The sequence below is a fragment of the Acidipropionibacterium virtanenii genome (assembly GCF_003325455.1).
Classification (GTDB): Bacteria; Actinomycetota; Actinomycetes; order Propionibacteriales; family Propionibacteriaceae; genus Acidipropionibacterium; species Acidipropionibacterium virtanenii.
This window is the reverse complement of sequence record NZ_CP025198.1, coordinates 808396-826595: the sequence shown is the minus strand read 5'-3', so window position 1 is coordinate 826595 and position 18200 is coordinate 808396. Positions and strand designations below refer to the sequence as shown.

The 18200-nt window shown below is 70.1% G+C and carries 15 protein-coding genes; 5 read left to right on the top strand and 10 right to left on the bottom strand.

Annotated elements, in window-relative coordinates; translation table 11 throughout:
* Window positions 1-26 precede the first annotated feature (26 nt).
* The 4 genes from JS278_RS03645 (at window position 27) to JS278_RS03630 (ending at window position 6417) form a co-directional block, all read left to right on the top strand.
* Window positions 27-755 (top strand): DUF5134 domain-containing protein, encoded by a 729-nt coding sequence (locus JS278_RS03645; RefSeq protein ID WP_114044009.1) that lies wholly within the window; start codon window positions 27-29, stop codon window positions 753-755.
* Between the two features lie 210 nt (window positions 756-965).
* Window positions 966-2873, top strand: a complete 1908-nt coding sequence (gene ilvD, locus JS278_RS03640; RefSeq protein WP_114044008.1) for a dihydroxy-acid dehydratase — start codon at window positions 966-968, stop codon at window positions 2871-2873.
* Between the two features lie 4 nt (window positions 2874-2877).
* Window positions 2878-4491 (top strand): threonine ammonia-lyase, biosynthetic, encoded by a 1614-nt coding sequence (gene ilvA, locus JS278_RS03635; protein ID WP_425451464.1) that lies wholly within the window; start codon window positions 2878-2880, stop codon window positions 4489-4491.
* 42 nt (window positions 4492-4533) lie between these two features.
* Window positions 4534-6417 (top strand): cation:proton antiporter, encoded by a 1884-nt coding sequence (locus tag JS278_RS03630; protein ID WP_181833815.1) that lies wholly within the window; start codon window positions 4534-4536, stop codon window positions 6415-6417.
* Between the two features lie 96 nt (window positions 6418-6513).
* Here JS278_RS03630 and JS278_RS03625 read toward each other — a convergent pair whose 3' ends face one another.
* Window positions 6514-8274, bottom strand: coding sequence for a glycerol-3-phosphate dehydrogenase/oxidase (locus JS278_RS03625; RefSeq protein ID WP_220150033.1), 1761 nt, complete (start codon window positions 8272-8274; stop codon window positions 6514-6516).
* 245 nt (window positions 8275-8519) lie between these two features.
* On the opposite strand from JS278_RS03625, the gene JS278_RS03620 reads away from it, so the two are divergent.
* Window positions 8520-9329, top strand: coding sequence for an SDR family NAD(P)-dependent oxidoreductase (locus JS278_RS03620; RefSeq protein ID WP_114044006.1), 810 nt, complete (start codon window positions 8520-8522; stop codon window positions 9327-9329).
* 33 nt (window positions 9330-9362) lie between these two features.
* On the opposite strand, the gene JS278_RS03615 is transcribed toward JS278_RS03620, so the two are convergent.
* From JS278_RS03615 to JS278_RS03575, 9 genes are all read right to left on the bottom strand, one after another.
* Window positions 9363-10373, bottom strand: a complete 1011-nt coding sequence (locus JS278_RS03615; RefSeq protein ID WP_114044005.1) for a GerMN domain-containing protein — start codon at window positions 10371-10373, stop codon at window positions 9363-9365.
* A complete protein-coding gene (locus tag JS278_RS03610; RefSeq protein ID WP_114044004.1) occupies window positions 10370-10939 on the bottom strand; it encodes a sigma factor-like helix-turn-helix DNA-binding protein in 570 nt (189 codons plus the stop codon). Before JS278_RS03610 ends, JS278_RS03615 begins: the two co-directional genes overlap by 4 nt.
* A gap of 5 nt (window positions 10940-10944) precedes the next feature.
* The gene (gene ccsB / locus JS278_RS03605) at window positions 10945-11865 is read right to left on the bottom strand and encodes a c-type cytochrome biogenesis protein CcsB (RefSeq protein WP_114044003.1); all 921 of its coding nucleotides are present in this window, start codon (window positions 11863-11865) and stop codon (window positions 10945-10947) included.
* Window positions 11862-13517, bottom strand: a complete 1656-nt coding sequence (resB, locus tag JS278_RS03600; protein WP_114044002.1) for a cytochrome c biogenesis protein ResB — start codon at window positions 13515-13517, stop codon at window positions 11862-11864. The genes ccsB and resB overlap by 4 nt, the downstream gene beginning before the upstream one ends.
* Window positions 13517-14221, bottom strand: coding sequence for a cytochrome c biogenesis CcdA family protein (locus JS278_RS03595; RefSeq protein ID WP_114046095.1), 705 nt, complete (start codon window positions 14219-14221; stop codon window positions 13517-13519). Before JS278_RS03595 ends, resB begins: the two co-directional genes overlap by 1 nt.
* A 47-nt stretch (window positions 14222-14268) precedes the next feature.
* A complete protein-coding gene (locus tag JS278_RS03590) occupies window positions 14269-14844 on the bottom strand; it encodes a TlpA family protein disulfide reductase (RefSeq protein WP_114044001.1) in 576 nt (191 codons plus the stop codon).
* Window positions 14841-15542 carry a histidine phosphatase family protein gene (locus JS278_RS03585; RefSeq protein WP_114044000.1) on the bottom strand — a complete coding sequence of 234 codons (702 nt, stop codon included), beginning with the start codon at window positions 15540-15542 and terminating at the stop codon, window positions 14841-14843. Before JS278_RS03585 ends, JS278_RS03590 begins: the two co-directional genes overlap by 4 nt.
* 108 nt (window positions 15543-15650) lie before the next feature.
* A complete protein-coding gene (locus JS278_RS03580; protein ID WP_114043999.1) occupies window positions 15651-17288 on the bottom strand; it encodes a bifunctional uroporphyrinogen-III C-methyltransferase/uroporphyrinogen-III synthase in 1638 nt (545 codons plus the stop codon).
* A 215-nt stretch (window positions 17289-17503) separates the two neighbouring features.
* The gene (locus tag JS278_RS03575) at window positions 17504-18142 is read right to left on the bottom strand and encodes a redox-sensing transcriptional repressor Rex (RefSeq protein WP_114043998.1); all 639 of its coding nucleotides are present in this window, start codon (window positions 18140-18142) and stop codon (window positions 17504-17506) included.
* Window positions 18143-18200 lie beyond the last annotated feature (58 nt).

Below are 18200 nucleotides of genomic sequence, written 5' to 3'. Positions count from 1 at the left end.
CGCCGGGGCCGCCTCCAAGGAGCGACGTGTTCACTCTCACCGGCAGTCCGGTCACCTTCTCCGGCCTTCTCATCCTGTTCGGCTGGTGCCTCATCTGGACCGTCCGCGACCTGCTGGCCAGCATGGGGCTGATCGGCGCCTCCCGGCCCGCCCAGCACGCCTGGGCGATCACCGTGTCGCAGTGCTGCCATGTGGTGATGTCGCTGGTGATGCTGGCGATGGTCCCCCGATCCTGGTGGATGCCCTTCTCCAGCGCCATCACCGAACCCGTCCTGATCGGCGTCTTCGCCGCTGGAACCCTGTGGATGGCGGCGATGGCGGTATGGCGGATGTCCTGGCTGGCGGTGGGACACACCCTCATGTTCGGCGCGATGGCCTGGCATCTGTCGGCCATGGCGGGAATGTCGGCCTCGATGGGATCGGAGCACTCCTCGATGGGAGGCATGGGGAGTACGGGCGGCCATGACATGTCCGGGCAGATGGGCGGCCAGATGTCCGGCCTCACCCTCGTCACCGGGATCGGCCTGCCGCTGATGGTCGCCCTGGTCATCCTGGGGATCTCCGGCCTGGTGCGCACCGCCACCGCGAAGGCGCCCCATCCGGGGGTCGCCTCCTGCTGCCACGTCGCCCCCACCTCCCGGGCGACTGCCCGGCTGTCGGGCCTGACCGATGCGGCGATGGGCTTCGGGATGGCCTGGATGAGTGCCGGGCTGATGTCGCCGCTGCTGCCCTTCATGGCGCACCTGCACCCGTGAGCGTCGTATCAGCGGGCGGACCCCAGACGTCCGGAATACGGACAGCCGGTCCCAGGGATTGGACCGGACTGGTAGCGTGCGTGGTCATGAACACCGGTCGAGTCCTTATTAGTCGGCGCGCGGTCTGAGCCTCGCCCGACACGTCGACCGCGCGCCCTCCATCCTCACGGACGGGGGGTGTTTCTCGTTCTACAGCCCTCAGGAGATCAGATGCCAACCCTGCGATCAGCCACCAGCACATCCGGCCGCGCGATGGCCGGCGCACGCGCCCTGTGGCGCGCCACCGGCATGGGCGCGGGCGACTTCGGCAAGCCGATCATCGCCGTCGCCAATTCCTTCACCCAGTTCGTGCCCGGCCATGTCGGCCTGCGCGACGTCGGGAAGATCGTCGCCGAGCAGATCGAGGCGGCCGGCGGAGTCGCCAAGGAGTTCAACACCATCGCCGTCGACGACGGCATCGCGATGGGCCACGACGGCATGCTCTACTCCCTGCCCAGCCGCGAGATCATCGCCGACTCGGTGGAGTACATGTGCAACGCCCACTGCGCCGACGCCCTGGTGTGCATCTCGAACTGCGACAAGATCACCCCGGGCATGCTGATGGCCAGCCTGCGGCTCAACATCCCCACCATCTTCGTCTCGGGCGGCCCGATGGAGGCCGGCAAGGCGGACCTGTCGGACGGCGTCCGCAAGCTCGACCTCATCGACGCCATGGTCGCCGCCGGGGACGAGAGCGCCTCCGACGCCGACGTCGAGCTCATGGAGGCCAACGCCTGCCCCACCTGCGGGTCGTGTTCGGGTATGTTCACCGCCAACTCGATGAACTGCCTCACCGAGGCGCTGGGCCTGGCCCTGCCCGGCAACGGCTCCCTGTTGGCCACCCACGCCGACCGGCGCGCCCTGTTCGAGCAGGCCGGCCGCCAGATCGTCGCGATCGCCAAGCGCTGGTACGACGCCGACGACGAGTCGGTGCTGCCCCGCTCGGTCGCCTCCAAGGCCGCCTTCGCCAACGCGATGAGCCTGGACATCGCGATGGGCGGATCCACCAACACGGTGCTGCATCTGCTGGCCGCCGCCCAGGAGGGCCGGGTCGACTTCACCATGTCAGACATCGACGCCCTGTCGCGCCGGGTGCCCCATCTGTGCAAGGTCGCCCCCTCCACCAACGTCTTCCACGTGGAGGACGTGCACCGGGCCGGCGGCGTGCTGGGCATCCTGGCCGAGCTGGATCGCGGCGGCCTGCTGGACACCTCGACCTTCACCGTCTGGTCCCCCGACGGGTCGGCCACCACGATGGGCGACGAGCTGGCCCACTTCGATCTCACCGGCGACCCCTCCCCTGAGGTCCGCCAGATGTATTCGGCGGCCCCCGGCGGGGTGCGCACCACCCAGATGTTCTCCCAGGCCAGCCGCTGGAAGAGCCTGGACACCGACCGCGAGAACGGCTGCATCCGCGACGTCGCGCACGCCTACTCCGCCGACGGCGGGCTGGCGGTGCTCTACGGCAACATCGCCGAGAACGGCTGCATCGTCAAGACGGCCGGCGTCGACGAGTCGATCCTCACCTTCTCGGGGCCCGCGGTGGTCTACGAGTCCCAGGACGATGCGGTGACCGGCATCCTCGGCAAGAAGATCAAGGCCGGCGACGTCGTGGTGATCCGCCACGAGGGGCCCAAGGGCGGCCCGGGCATGCAGGAGATGCTGTACCCCACCAGCTATCTGAAGTCGATGCACCTGGGCAAGGAGTGCGCCCTGCTCACCGACGGCCGGTTCTCCGGAGGCACGTCGGGCCTGTCGATCGGCCACGTCTCCCCCGAGGCCGCATCCGGCGGCCTGATCGGGCTGGTGCGCTCCGGCGACACGGTGTCCATCGACATCCCGAACCGGACCATCCGGCTGGACGTCGACGAGGTCGAGCTGGACCGGCGTCGCGACGAGGAGGAGGCCCGCGGGGCCGAGGCCTGGACCCCCCACGCCCCGCGCTCCCGTCACGTCTCCACCGCCCTGAAGGCCTACGGGCTGCTGGCCGCCTCCGCAGATCGCGGCGGGGTCCGCGACCTGTCCCAGGTGACCCCGGTCCCCCGCGCCGCCGATGCGAACCGTCCCGCGAAGGTCTGATCAGATGGCCCCTCACGATCACGGCACCACGGCGGCCACAGCGGCCGAACCGCTGGCCCCCAGACCCGCCCCGACGTCCCTGCCGACGACGGACCGGGAGCCCCGGATGACCGCCCAGGACTACCTGCGCGCCGTGCTGCGGGCGCCGGTCTACGAGGCGGCCGTCAAGACCCCCCTGGAGCCGATGGAGCGTCTGTCCCAGCGCCTGGGCAATGTGGTGCTGGCCAAGCGGGAGGACCGTCAACCGGTTCATTCCTTCAAGCTGCGCGGGGCCTACAACAGGATGCGCCAGCTGTCGGAGGCAGAGTCCGAGGCCGGGGTGGTGACGGCCTCGGCCGGCAACCACGCCCAGGGCGTCGCCCTGTCGGGAGCCCGCCTGGGCATCCGCGCCGTGATCGTGATGCCCGTCACCACCCCGTCGATCAAGGTGGAGGCTGTCAAGGGCTTCGGCGGTCACGTCGTACTCCGGGGCGGTACCTTCGACGAGGCCAAGACCCACGCCCAGTGGCTGGCCGCCGAACAGGACATGACCTACGTACCGCCCTTCGACGACCCGCTCGTGATCGCCGGTCAGGGCACCGTCGGACTGGAGCTCGTCCAGGACGACGCCCGGTTGGACCGCGTCTTCGTGCCGGTGGGGGGCGGCGGGCTGGCCGCCGGGATCTCGGTGCTCATCAAGCAGCTGATACCGGAGATCCAGGTGATCGGCGTCGAACCGGAGGAGTCGGCCTGCCTGGCCGCCGCTCAGGAGGCCGGCCGGCCCGTCGACCTCGATCATGTCTCGCTGTTCGCCGAGGGGGTCGCGGTGGCCCGCATCGGCGATGAGCCGTTCCGGGTGCTCCAGACCTGCCTCGACGACGTCGTGACAGTCAACTCGGACGAGATCAGCGCTGCCGTCAAGGACATCTTCGACGACACCCGCGCGGTCGCCGAACCCGCCGGAGGCCTGGGACTGGCCGGGCTCAAGAAGTATGTCCGCACCCACCACCTGCGCGGGGAGCGGCTGGCCCATATCCTGTCGGGGGCCAACCTCAACTTCGGCTCGCTGCGCTACATCGCCGAGCGGGCCGAGCTGGGCGAGCAGCGGGAGGGCCTGTTCGCCGTCGAGATCCCCGAGCGCCCCGGATCCTTCCTCGAGTTCTGCCGGGTGCTCGGCGGGCGGATGGTCACCGAGTTCAACTACCGCTACGCCGAACCGGACCGGGCCAGCGTCTTCGTCGGCGTGGAGCTGCACACCGCCTCCGAACGCGGCGAGATCGTCTCGGCCCTGGAGAGGGCCGGATACCGGGTGATGGACCTCTCGGAGGACGAGTCGGCCAAGACCCACCTGCGCTACATGATCGGCGGGCGGCCCCCGGCCGATCTCGACGAGCGGGTGGCCAGCTTCGAGTTCCCCGAGGCTCCCGGCGCGCTGGTGCATTTCCTCTCGACCCTGGGCAGCCGGTGGAACATCTCCCTGTTCCACTACCGCAGCTTCGGGATGGACACCGGCAGAGTGCTGGCCGGATTCGCCGGGGCGGGGGCGGACCCGGGATTCACCGATCATCTTGACGCCGTCGGGTATCCGTGGGCGGACGCTTCCGACTCACCGGCCTACCAGTTCTTCATGGGGGCGTGAAACCGCAGGTTCCGGTGCGGCCTGCCGTGGGAAAATGACCGGGTGACCGTCGTCCTCATCATCGTCATCGCGGCCCTGGTCGTCGTGGCGGCCGCCGAACTGCTGGCCGACCGCACCGGGACCGCCGCACCGATCCTGCTGCTCCTGCTGGGCGCCGGAGTGGCCCTGGTCCCAGGGATGCCGGAGGTCGAGGTCGAGCCCGAGCTGGTGCTCATGATCATCCTTCCGCCGCTGCTGTACTCCTCGGCGGTCAACATGCCGGTCTCCGACTTCCGGCGGAATCTCGCCCCGATCAGTGTGCTCGCAGTGGCCCTGGTGGCCGTCTCGGCGGCCGCCATCGGCTTCATCGTCAATCAGATGGTGCCGGGGATCGGGATCGCGGCCTGCGTGGCGCTGGGCGCCATCGTCAGCCCCACCGACGCGGTGGCCACCTCGATCGTGAAGAAGGCCGGGGTGTCGCGCCGCGTCGTGACGGTGCTGGACGGCGAGGGGCTCATCAACGACGCCTCCGCCCTGGTGATCCTCAGTTCGGCGGTCGGCGCGATGGCCAGCCAGATCAGCGCCGGGGAAGTGATCCTCGATTTCGTCCTGGCCGTGGTGGTGGCCGTGGTCGTGGGCTGGCTCGTCGGCCGCGCCATGATCTGGATCCGGTCGAGGATCCACGAGACCACCCCCGACACCGTGCTCTCCCTGGCCACCCCGTTCCTGGCCTTCCTGCCTGCCGAGCACCTGCACGGATCGGGGCTGGTAGCCGCGGTGGCCGCCGGCCTGGTCGCCAGTCATCAGGGTCCTCGGGCGCTCACACCCACCCAGCGGATGTCCAGCAGGACGACGTGGAACTCGCTGATGCTCGTCCTGGAGTCGGCGGTCTTCCTGCTGATGGGCCTGGAACTCACCGCGATCGTCGAGGACATGGAGGCCGACTCCTTCGGCTGGAAGCTGGCCGTCGGAGTCGCCGCCATCGCTCTGGTGATGACGATGGCGCTGCGCACAGCCGTCGTCACCCCGCTGCTGTTGTGGGTGTCCCGCCGGTCGAAGCGCCGGTCGAAACACCGCTCCTACCTGGAGAAGGCGTCGCAGAAGGTGACCGACGCGTTGGAGTCCGATGACGAGATCACGATCCGCGGCACCACCATCGATCCCGACCACGCGATGAGGTTCCGTCACCGGATCACCCGGGCGATCTCCGACCTCGACTACTACATCGAGCACCCGCTGGGTCCCCGCGAGGGCACCGTGATGATCTGGGCGGGAATGCGCGGGGCCATCACCCTGGCCGCCGCCCAGACCCTGCCCCTGGACACCCCGCACCGCTCCTTCCTGGTCTTCGTCGCCTTCCTGGTCGCCTCGGCCTCGTTGCTCATCCAGGGCAGCACCCTGGGACTCGTCGTGCGGCTCGCGAAGCCGGCGACATCGGAGGGGGTCGATCCCGACGAGCAGGCCGAGATCCGCAAACTCATGCACCATGCGGCCCGCACCGTGCCTGTACCCCCGGCGATGCGCAAGATGTTGTCCAGAACCGGACACCAGGAGGGCGAGGACGCCGAGGAGAACCGGGCCCAGGCGGCCGCCGTGGCGCTGGCCTGGCGCCAGTTCGCCGCCCTGCGGGACCGCTCGGTGGAGTCGGGGGCACCGGCGCAGGAAGGGCCCGAACATCTCGGTGAGACCGCTCCGATACCCCGGATCGTGGGCAGGCAGCTTCCCGGCGAGGAAGCCCGGGCGAAGGTCCTGGCATCCCCCGAACACAGGCGCCGGGCCGCTGAGATCTCCCGCCAGTACGCCCTCAAGCTCATCGTCGCCCAGCGCAAGGTGCTGCTGGACGCCAACGACGCCGGGAGGTTCAGCCCCGAGGCGGTCAGCTCCGCCCTGGAGACCCTGGACGCCGACCAGCTCTCCCTGGAGGCCAGGGGAGCCTCGCTGGACTAGCCGCGACGCCGGGAACCAGGAACATTGTGATGTTGTGGGGCGAACTCACCCCACAGGATCACAATGTCGCGGCCACCGGGGCACGGAGGGGACCCCTCAGGCCCGGATGTCGGGGGCTACGTCGATGAACGGCGTCACCTCCCCCACCTCTCCGCGGACCTTCTGGGCCTCGGCCTCCGAGGTGAGTCCCTCGGCCTGCTGCTCTGCCTCGCAGCGCTCCCGGTAGGCCTCGATCTCGGCCCTGCGGGTGTCGTCGTCCCAGCCCAGCAGCCCACCGGCGATCCCGGCGGCCTCCTCGGCCGCTCCCATCCCGCGATCCCGGTGCTCGTAGCTGAGCCGGGTGCGCCTGGCCAGCAGGTCCTCCAGATGCAGGGCCCCCTCATGGGTCACCCCGAAGGCCATCTCGGCCCGCAGGTACTCCGGCGCGCCTTCGAGCTCGCGGCCCAGATCCGGGTCGTCGGCGATCGAGTCCAGAATCAGCGAGATGTCGGAGCCGTAGCGGTCCAGAAGGTCCTCGACGTGATCGACGCTGAGCCCCGAACGCGCCGCGATCGCCTCGCGCCGGCTCCACAGGGCGTGATATCCGTCGGCCCCCTGCAACGGGGTGTTCGGCGTCACCGACGGATGGTCCTCGGCGCCCTCCTCGCCCAGGATGAAGTCTACGGCGTCCTCGGCCATCTTCCGGTAGGAGGTGAGCTTGCCTCCGGCGATCACCGTCAGTCCCGGAGCCGCCTCGGTGACGGTGTGCTCCCGCGACACCTTGGTGGACTTCGAGTCGTCGCCGTCCATGGTCCCCGGCTGCAGCAGCGGCCTCAGCCCGGCATAGGTGCCGATGATGTCGTCACGAGTCAGCGGCCTGGCCAGCACGGAGTTGGCGTGCTCCAGCACGTAGTCGATATCTGCGGCGTCGGCCACCGGCTCTCGCAGGTCCTCGTGGTACGCGGTGTCGGTGGTGCCGATCACCCAGTAGCGCTTCCACGGAATGATGAACAGCACCGACTTCTCGGTGCGCAGGAAGATGCCGACCTGCGAATCGATCCTGTCCTTCGGGACGACGATGTGGATGCCCTTGGATGCCAGCACCTTCAGCCCGCCGGAGGTCCCGGCCAGCGACTGGGACTTCTCGGTCCACACGCCGGTCGCATTGATGACGTTCCTGGCCGAGACGTGCAACTCGTCCCCGGTCTCCAGATCCTTCAGGTCGGCGCCGTCGACGCGTCCCGAGCCGTCCTTGGTCAACCTGATCACCTGGGTGCGGTTGGCCGCCAGCGCCCCGTAACGGGTCGCGGTGCGCACCAGGGTGGTCACCAGACGGGCATCGTCGACGCGGGCGTCGTAGTAGACGATCGAGCCGGTCAGCGCCTTCGGATCGATCGCCGGGGCGAGCCTGAGCGAGCCGCGACGGGTGTGGTGCCGCTGGGTGGGCACCGATCCGCGGTGCGCCCACTGGGCCAGCACGTCGTACATGCCGACCCCGACCGCCGAGTAGGCGCGCTCGATCACCGGGGTCTTCAGCGGCCACAGGAAGGGCTGGGCCTTCACCAGGTGGGGAGCGGTGGTGGTGAGCAGCAGTCCTCGCTCGCGCAGCGATTCCGCGACCAGCGGGAAGTCCAGCTGATACAGGTAGCGCAGCCCGCCGTGAACGAGCTTGGAGGAGCGCGACGACGTGCCCGACGCCCAGTCCTGAGCCTCGACGATCCCCACGCTCAACCCGCGGGTGGCGGCGTCCAGGGCGATGCCGGCCCCGGTGACTCCCCCGCCGATGACCAGGACGTCGAGAGGTTCATCATTCGCCCCCATTCCGGCCAGGTGCCGGGAGCGGGTCTGGGGCGAGAGTGTGGAATGCGGTGCGCTCATGGTGCTTCTCCCTCGAAGGCGATTCCCGCGGCCCTTCCAGGCCACGGCTTTTTCGTTACTCCACCCTTGCGTAAATAGTTGTCCGACACCAGGGCCCGAACACATGTGCGACCCGGGGCGCTCCTGTTGGCAGGACGTGAACCACCCCTGCTCCGGCAGGCGCGGACTCCGCAGGCTCCCGGCGTCGCCCGAGCGGACCGGCGATTCCCGCCCTGCCTGGTTGGTCGCCGCCATACCCTGGCCCCATGGCGACCACTGACCGGACCGCGACCCGCGACGAACGCCCCTGGGCCCTGGTGACCGGGGCGACCGGCGGACTCGGGCAGGCCTTCGCCGACCATCTGGCGGCCCGGGGCCACAACCTCGTGCTGGTGGGGCGCCGCGCCCCGATCCTCGAGGAGATCTCAGACCGCTTCGCCACCCGCCGTGGGGTGCAGGTCGTCACCATGCGGATCGATCTCGCCTCGGGCCGCGAGCGCCGCACCCTCCTCGAACGGCTCGGGGAGCAGGAGATCGTCGTCGACACCCTCATCAACAACGCCGGCTTCGGCACTCTCGGAGACGTCGCCGGGATCGGGCCGCGGCGTCTGGCCGACGAGGTGGGCGTCAACTGCCAGGCCCTCACCGAGCTCACCGCCGCACTGCTGCCCGCCATGTTCGCCGCACGGCGCGGCACCGTGATCAACGTCTCCTCGGCCGCCGCCTTCCAGCCCGTCCCCGGTCTGGCCACCTATGCCGCCTCCAAGCGCTACGTCCTGGATTTCACCCGGGCCCTCTGGCATGAGACCAGGGGAACCGGGGTGCGGGTGACCGCCATCTGCCCCGGCCCCACCGACACCGGCTTCTTCAGGGCGGCCGGGGACCACGACGGCACGATCCCGGGCCGGCGACGTCGCCCCGATCAGGTGGTTCGCACCGCCTTCAGGGCCTTGGAGCATCACCGCCCGGTGGCCGTCGACGGGCCGGTCAACAGGGCGCAGACCGCACTGGTCTCAGTGCTCCCCGACGCACTCACCTCGGCGGTCGCCGACAGGATCTTCCGCTCAGGCAACTGAGATTCCCGGGGGCACTGGGCGCCGGGAGAATCCTCACCCGGCCACGGTCACCGTCCGCGAGACCGACGTCGACCCCGCCGTGACGACGATCCGCCACTGACCGGCCCCCCGGGGGATCCGGATCAGTGCGTTCCACGGCTCCCGGCCGTCGACCCGCTGGCCCAGCGTCACTCTGCCGGTGGAGGCGGCGGCCTTCGCCTCCCCCTTGTGGAGGGACCAGGTCATCGACGTCAGGGAGTCGCTCGCCGTGCCGTAGACCGCCAGGGGACCGGGCGCAACCGTCTGCCCGAACTGCGGCGAGTCGATCCACAGCGGCCCCAGATCGGCCGACCCCGACCTCACGAAATCGGTGTCCGGCTTTCCGATCAGAGGCAGGTTGGGCGAGCCGTCCACCAGGATCTGGACCGTCCTCGCCTGGGAGCCGCCGACGGCCGCGGTGGCGGCGTGGACCAGCTGCTGGATCGCCTTCTCCTCCTGGGACCGGCTGGTGAACTGGGCGAATGCCGACTGCGACAGGTCCAGGGTGATGCGGTTCCCCTTGACCGTGGCGCTGTTGACCTGCCCGCCCGACCAGCTGGAGGTGTATTCCGGATCCTGCGGGGCCACATTGAGCACGGCGGCCACGGCGGTACCGAGCCGATCCCCCAGGGTGGGCAGATCGCGCATCTCCCGGTAGAGCAGCCCGTCGGCCCTGCCCAGATAGAAGACCTGGATCCCGGTCTGCACAGTGGGCACCGAGGACTGTCCCGACGCCGTTCCCCCCAACGGGGTGGACGCCGTGGTCGGCGCGTCCTGGGAATCGGTGGAGGGGGTGGAGGGCCACAGGAAGGACAGCAGGAATCCGACCATCAGTGCCCCGACCACAAGAAGCAACCCACCGAGGCGGGTGCGCCGCGGCCCGGGCTCGGGTACCCGGGTCAGCCCGAGGATCTCGCCGGACCGGTCGGAGGGGTGGACGGCGTCGGCCCGGGCCTCCAGCGCGGAGCGCAGCATCGCCTCCAGCCGCGGATCCCGGTGGCTCTCGATGGGCTGGCGGCCGCTCACTGCCGCTCCCCGGACTCGTCCAGCGCCGCCGCGAGACCGGCCAGGCCGCGCTCGGTGCGGGAGCGCACCGCGCCGTAGGTGATTCCCAGCGCCTCGGCGATGTCGGGGGTCGAGGCCTGCGCGTAGAAGCGCAGGATGAGCACCTCCTGCTGACGTCGCGGCAGCGTTCTCAGTGCGGTGAGCACCTGGATCCCCCTGGCGACTCCGCCCGCCTCCTGGCCGTCGGCCCCGGAACCGTCACCGTCGGCCCCGGCGGTCAGGGCGTCCTCATCGGCCTGTGCCATCAGGACGGGCTGGCCCGGTTCCGCGTCGTCGCGACGCCGCACCGCGGCACGCACCCCGTTGACCACCGAGGCGCGCAGGTAGCCCACCGCATGGGGCCAGGAGTGCAGAGTGGGATCGCGCCGGTACATGGTGACCATGGCGTCGCGCACGATCTCCTCGGCGGCGGTGGTGGCGCCGGGACCGCCGAGCAGCAGCACGGCGAGTCGCACCATGGGCTCCCACTGCTCCTGATAGAGCGAGGGCAACCAGATGGTGCGGTCGGTGTAGCTCTCGTCGGCCATGACGCTCAGATTCCGGCGTACGAGTGCAGACCGTTGATGAACAGGTTGACGCCCACGAAGTTGAACCAGAAGCATGCGATGCCGATGATGGCGATCACCGCGGCGCGGGTCCCCCGCCAGCCGGCGGTGGCGCGGGCGTGCAGGTATCCGGCGTAGACGACCCAGGTGACCAGGGACCAGGTCTCCTTGGGGTCCCAGCCCCAGAACCGACCCCAGGCGTACTCGGCCCAGATGGAGCCGGCGGCGATGGTGAAGGTCCAGATCGGGAACCCGAAGGCGTGGGCCCGGTAGGCCACGGTGTCGATGGCGCGGGAGGAGGGCACCCTCGCCATGAACCCGCTGACGGGCTCCCCGGTGCGCTGCGACTTCTTCTCGGCGCGCGATCTGAACAGGAAGAGCACGGAGGCGATCGCACCGACGTTGAGGGCCGCCGCGGCCAGACAGGCCGCGACGATGTGGATGACGAACCACACCGAGTGCAGGGCGGGAACCAGTGGGGCGATGCCGACGTAGAGCACGGTGGCGGCCAGGCCGTTGCCCACCGCCAGCAGGAGGGTGACGCCGATCCCCAGCCAGCGGAGATTCCAGCGGGCGACCAGCACGAGATAGACGACCACGACGAAGAGCAGCGCCGCGGTGACGAACTCGTACATATTGCCCCAGGGGGCGCGGTGGGCCGCGATCCCCCGGCACACCACCCCGACGGCATGGCTGGCGGCACCGATGATCGTGAGATTCAGACCGAGCCGGCCCCAGACCTCCGAACGGGTCTCGGCGGCCTCGCGCCTCCCGGCGCTCTGACCGACCCCGCCGGCCTCCGCCACTCCGCGCAGCCCGGCCCACTCGGCGACGTGGGCGATGAAGGCCAGCAGGTACACGACGGCAGCGGTGACGATGCCCAGCGCTGACAGGCTCGACAGGCTCATGAATCCTCCTCGCTGGTGGTCGGGGACACTGTAGCTCCGGTGCCGGGTTGACCGGCGGACACCAGTTCGCCGCGGGCGGCCTCCACCAGCTCGGCGACGTCGTCGTCGAGCCCGGCCCGGGAATCCGCCCGGTCCAGGCCGCCGACCTCGATGGACAGCCGTCCCGCCTCGCCGCAGGTCACCCTCAGCCAGAGCCGGCGCGGCCGGGTGAACAGGCTGACGCACAGCCCGGCCACCGCGATCATCAGCGAGCCGAAGGCCAGCGGAAGACCGGGAGCGCTGGAGACCTGGAGCTTGGCCCAGCGCTGCCAGCCGGTGAACTCGATGGACCCCCGGCCGCCGGGCAGCTTGTACCCCTGGCCGGGAGACAGGGCGAAGCTCACCGGCTTCGAACCGTCCTTGATCCGGGTCAGGCCGGTGGTGTCGAGGACGTACACGTTCTGCGGTGTGCCCGTCTCCTCGGCGGGCGCCCCGGCCCACGCGTTGAGATACAGCTGCGGGTTGTACGCGTCGGGGAAGATGGAGACCGGGCCGGCCCTGCCGACCGTGGCGGTGGGCAGGAAGTAGCCCTGGAAGGCGAGCCTCTGCGGCCGGGAGTCGGGCACCTTGATGACTCCCGAGGAGGTGAAGTTGCCGTCCTGGGGGACGAAGATCACCGGCCCGGAGTAGGCCACCCGGCCGTTGCCGTCGGTCACCTTGACGGTCGCGGCGTAGCCATGACCCAGCAGGTTGACCTTCGTCGATCCGATGGTGATGGGCCTGTTGACCGTCAGGCTGCTGTTACGGGTCCCCTTGTCGGTGGTGACGGCGACCTTGCCCGTGAACTCGCGCGCCGCCCCGTGCTGGACCGGACCGGTCTCGAATCGGGCGACGAAGCTCTTCAGGATGATCGAGAAGGGTTGCAGCCGGTCGGTGTTCACCGCGGCTCCGGCGTGGAACTCGTCGAACTGGGTGATGTTGTTCGAGAAGCCCTGGCCCTCCACGACCACAGCGCTGCCCTTGTAGCCCCACAGGGTGTTCCAGGCGATGGCGATCAGGAGCACCACCAGGAATACGTGGAAGACGAGGTTGCCGGTCTCGCGGTGCCGTCCTCGTTCGGCCCGCAGCGAGCCGTCGGGATCGGAGACGACGCGGTAGCGGTTCGCCTTGAGCCAGGCCCTGGCACGATCGTCGATCTCCCCGACGACGTCACCGCTCCCCTCCCCGGCCCGATGGCCCTCGGCCTCCTCGGTCTTCACGTCCTCGGTCCCGGTGCCCGCCTCGACCTCCACCGCCAGGTGGCCGGGCAGCCGGTCGAGCCGGGACGGCACCCGCGGAGGCTCGCGGCGCAACGCCTTCACCTGGGTGACCAGTCGGGGGACGATGCACCCCACCAGCGAGATGAACAGCAACAGGTAGATCGCCGAGAACCACACCGAGGTGTACACGTGGTACATCCCCAGCGGCCGGTAGACCTTGTCGAGGACCGGGTGGGCCTTGACGAAATCGGACACCTTGATGGAGCTCTGGGAGGACTGCGGCACCAGTGACCCGGGGATCGCGGCCGCCGCCAGCAGGAAGAGCAGCACCAGAGCGGTGCGCATGCTGGTGAGCTGGCCCCACAGCCATCGTGCCATCTGTCTGACGCCGAGCGTCGAGGACTTGTCCGCCATCAGATCACCGCCCCGAAACGGGCCGCCCAGGAACGCAGGGCGGCCATCGCGACATCCCACCATCCCGTCACCAGGGCCACTCCGACGGCCATCATGAGAACTCCTCCGGATCTCTGCACCAGACGCTGGTGGGCCTTCACCCACGTCACGGTCCGGGCCAGCCGCGCCAGGGCGGCCCCCGCGGCCACGAAGGGCAGGCCCAGCCCCGCCGCGTAGCAGGCCGCCAGCACCGCGCCCTTGGCCGCCGATCCCTGCGAGAAGGACAGCCCGTAGACGACCGTGAGGGCCGGGCCGATGCACGGCGTCCAGCCCAGGCCGAAGACGACGCCCAGCACCGGGGCGGCCGCCAGCCCGGCACGCGGCAGCCGGTGCAGGCGGAACTCCCGGCGTCCCAGAGGCACCAGCCCGGCGAACATGGCGCCGAGCAGCACGGCCAGGGCCCCGACGAGGATCTCGATGGTGCGCTGATGGCTCACCAGGGCCCTGCCGAGCCCGCCGACCAGGGTGCCGGTGGCCACGAACACCACCCCGAACCCCAGGATGAACAGCACCGAGCCGAGCACCGCGCGACGTCGTCCCCCCGCCAGTTCAGCAGCGCTCTGGCCGGTCGCATACGACAGGTAGCCGGGTACCAGGGGCAGCACGCAGGGCGAGAAGAAGGACACCAGCCCGGCGAACACCGCCACCGGGACCGCGCCGATCATCGAACCCTGCAGCATCCCGGCCGCCCACGAGCCCAGATCGAGCGGTATCACCGGGGCTCCTCGGCGATCTGGGCGACCACCTGGGCCAGGGTGGTGGTGCTCACCTCTCCGAGGAAGCGCGCCGCCGTCCGTCCCCGCCGGTCGATGATGAGAGTCGAGGGGATGGCCTTGGGAGGAAGGTCGGAGAAGCGCAGCAGCAGGTCCCCGTCCGGGTCGTAGAAGCTGGGCCAGGTGAGGCCGAAGGCGCGCACGAATGCGGTGGCCGGGGCGCGATCGAGATCGCGCGTGTTGATCCCGAAGAACTGGGCGACGCCCGAGGTGCGCTTCGCGGCGGCCACCAGCGCCGGAGCCTCATGCCGGCAGGGGGCGCACCAGGAGCCCCACACGTTGACGACGATGACCTTCCCGGCCGCGCCGGCGGTCGACAGCCTCCGGCCGTCCAGACCGGCGCCCGACAGCGTCGGAGCCTTCTCCCGCTTGCCGATCTCCAGCTGGGAGAAGGAGCCGTCGCCCACGGCGAACCCCTTGTCCGCGTCCGCGCTCGGGTTCGAGGTCGAACAACCGGCCGCCGGGACGAGCAGTGCCAGCCCGGCGGCCGCCAGCAGGGAGCGGCGCCCGATCAATGTGCCGCGCCCGCCCCGGCACCTGATCCGAGGGTTCCACCCGATCCGGCCGAGATATTCGACCGGCGGTCCCTGGAGGGGACCAGATCGATGGCCGGCTCGGCGTAGTCGACCCGCACGATCCTCCCGTCCAGGACGCCGATGCCGGTGATCGAGGCCAGGCTGCACTGGCGCGACCTCGGATCGTGCGGGAGTCGGCGCCCCTCGGCGGCGCAGCGGGCGATCCAGATCGGCAGCTGATGGGAGACGATGAGGGCCTGGCCGCCGGGACCTGCCTCCTTGGCGGCACGCAGCACGGCGCGGGTCATGCGGGCCGCGATGGCCTTGTAGGGCTCTCCCCAGGAGGGCCGCATCGGATTGAGCACCAACCGCCAGTTGTGAGGGTCCTTGAGCGCCTTGTTGTCGCGCCCGAAGACCTGCCCCTCGAAGGCATTGGTGGCCTCGATGACGTCCTCGTCCAGCCGGACCTGGAGATCCGGATGCAGGGCCGCGACCGGGGCGATGGTCTCCTGGGCCCGTTCGAGCGGGGAGCACACCAGCACCGACAGGGGCGCCTGGGCGAAATACTCGGCGGCCCTGGCAGCCATCTGCCTCCCCAGCGGCGTGAGATGGAATCCGGGCATCCGGCCGTAGAGGACGCCGGTGGGATTGTCCACCTCGCCGTGACGCAGCAGATGGACCGTCGTCGTCCGGCTCATGGTCCCGCTCCTTGAGGTTGTCGAATGTCGCGACCGCGTCGCGGTGGTCGCCGGGTCACCAATCTACGCACCCCTCCTGTGAGGAGGGGGCCGCCGCGCCCTCGGGCTTCACCGTGAGGGCTGGCGCCCTCGGCGCTTGCGCTGGGACGGACGGACCACCGGCCGGCCACTGGCCAACAGCTCGTCGCGACGCCGGGCGGCGAAATCAGCCAGGGCGTCCGCCAGGCTGATCGCCTCGGGCTCGGGTGCGATGACGTCGACCTGGAGTCCGTGCTCCTCGCAGGTCTCGGCGGTGCGCGGCCCGATCGCGGCCACCACGGTGTGCCTGTGCGGCTTCCCGGCGATCCCGACCAGGTTGCGTACCGTCGTCGAGGAGGTGAACACGACCGCGTCGAATGCCCCGGTCTTGATGGCCTCCCTGGTGTCGGCCGGCGGCGGGGCGGCACGGACGGTGCGGTAGCCGATGACGTCCTCGACCTCCCATCCCAGCCCGGACAGATCGGCGGACAGCGACTCGGTGGCGATGTCTGCGCGGGGCACGAAGACCCGATTGATCGGGTCCAGGGCGTCATCGAAGGCCGGGAAGACCGCGGCCAGGGCGGCGGTCGACTGCTCCCCCTCGGGCACCAGATCGGGTTTGACCCCCCACTGGGCCAGGGTCTTGACGGTCGAGTCGAAGATGGCCGCGATCCGCAGCCCGGAGTAGGCGCGAGAATCCAGCCCCAGCCCCTCGAGCTTCTCCCGGACCGCACGCACGGCGTTCGCGGAGGTGAAGACCACCCACTCGTAGCGGCCCTCGACCAGGCCCCGGATCGCCTTGTCCATCTGCTGGGGGGTGCGCGGCGGCTCCATCGAGATGGTGGGCACGTCCAGACTGTGCGCACCGTAGTCCTGCAGCCGCGACGGCAGCGTGGCGGAGTGGTCGCGGGTGCGCGGGATGAGCACGCTCCAGCCGAACAGCGGCTTGGACTCGAACCAGTCCAGCCGGTCGTCCTGGGGGTCGTCCAGCACATGACCGATGACGACATGCACCGGCTCGTCATCGCCCGCCCTGGTGACCGCGCCGGGCAGCGCCTCGAGGGTGGTGGTCGTGGAGACCTGCTGAGTGGTGCCCCCGTTGCGGGTGATGACGGCGGGCTCGGTCTGCTCGCGCCCCGAGTCGATGGCGTGACGCACCACATCGCCGACCCTCGCCGCGGTGGTGGCCACCACGATGAGCCCGGTGGAGGACCATCGCCCGCCCCTTCCGTCCAGATCCCGCAGGCAGGCGTCGGGACCGATGAGCTGGGCATCGTGGCCGTTGAGGGTGACCCCGGCGTACTCGGGGATGGCGGTCATGGGAGAGACCCCGGGGATGACGTCGACGTCGTAGTCGGCAACGGCCAGGGCGGCGGCCTCCGAGGCCACATCCCCGTCGAGGAAGGGGTCCCCGCCCACCAGGCGGACGACCTCGAGCCCTCGGCCGGCAGCGGTGATGAGGGCCTCGGTCACCTCCAACGGGGAGAGGGCCTCGATGATCTCGGCACCGGGAGCCAGAGCGACCTCGCCGGCCTCGAGCAGCGCCTTCTGGTCCGGGTCGTCGATGACGATGCGCTGAGCACGCCCGATAGCCTTCACGGCGGACAGGGTGAGCAGCCCCGGGTCACCGGGGCCGATGCCGATGAACTGCACACGGGCCTGTGCGCTGGCATTCGGCTGGCTGCCAGGTCCCGGCCCGCTCGCGGAGCCTGGAGGCGTCTGAGTCATCCTGTGTTTCCCTTCGTGGGGGTACAGCTCCCATGGCACAGCTTGGACGGCACCACATGACCGCCGGCGCCCTGGCTGACGGTCGGCACTGGGTCCCGGACCCCCCTCATGAGGGCATGGACCAGCACGCTACACTCCCGCTCACTTGCCTGACTTTTCTCTCAAGCATCTTCGTCCTAGTCAAGTCGGCCGCGCAAAATCACGAACCCCGAGGTTCAGCCTTCGTGGATCTCGTGATAGACGAGGACCTGCATCTCACCGGTGAGATCCACGCCCCGGACGGTCACCGTCGCCGGCACCTCGAGGGGCTGGGCCGCGAAATTGAGGATCCGCCTGATCCCGGCGTCCACCAGCGCGTCGGCCACCCCCTGCGCCTGACCCGCCGGAGTCGTGATGACCCCGATGACCGCCCGGCCCCGGGCCACCACGGCGGCCAGCTCGTCGGGTGGACGGATCGGAACCCCGGCGACCGTCGAGCCGATCAGCTCAGGGGAGGAGTCGACCAGGCCAGCCAGCTCGAAACCGCGCTCGCGCAGCACCTCGTGGTGAGCGAGCGCCTGGCCCAGATGCCCCACCCCCACGATGACCACCGGCCAGGTGAGACGATCCCCCACCACGCGGCCGATCTCGCGGATGAGGGTGTCGACGTCGTACCCGACCCCCCGGGTGCCGTAGCTGCCGAGCTGGGAGAGATCACGGCGCAACAGGGCCGGGTGCACCCCGGCCCGGGTCGCCAGAGCGACTGAACTGATGACCTCGACTCCGGAGTCCTCGGCCTCGTGAAGGACTCTGAGGTATCCGGGCAGCCTGCTCACCGTGGCGGCCGGCAGAACGGTGGCATTCGGCTGGGACATGGCGACACGCTACCAAGATGTGAGAAATCTCACAATCCATTCAACAGGGAGACAACTC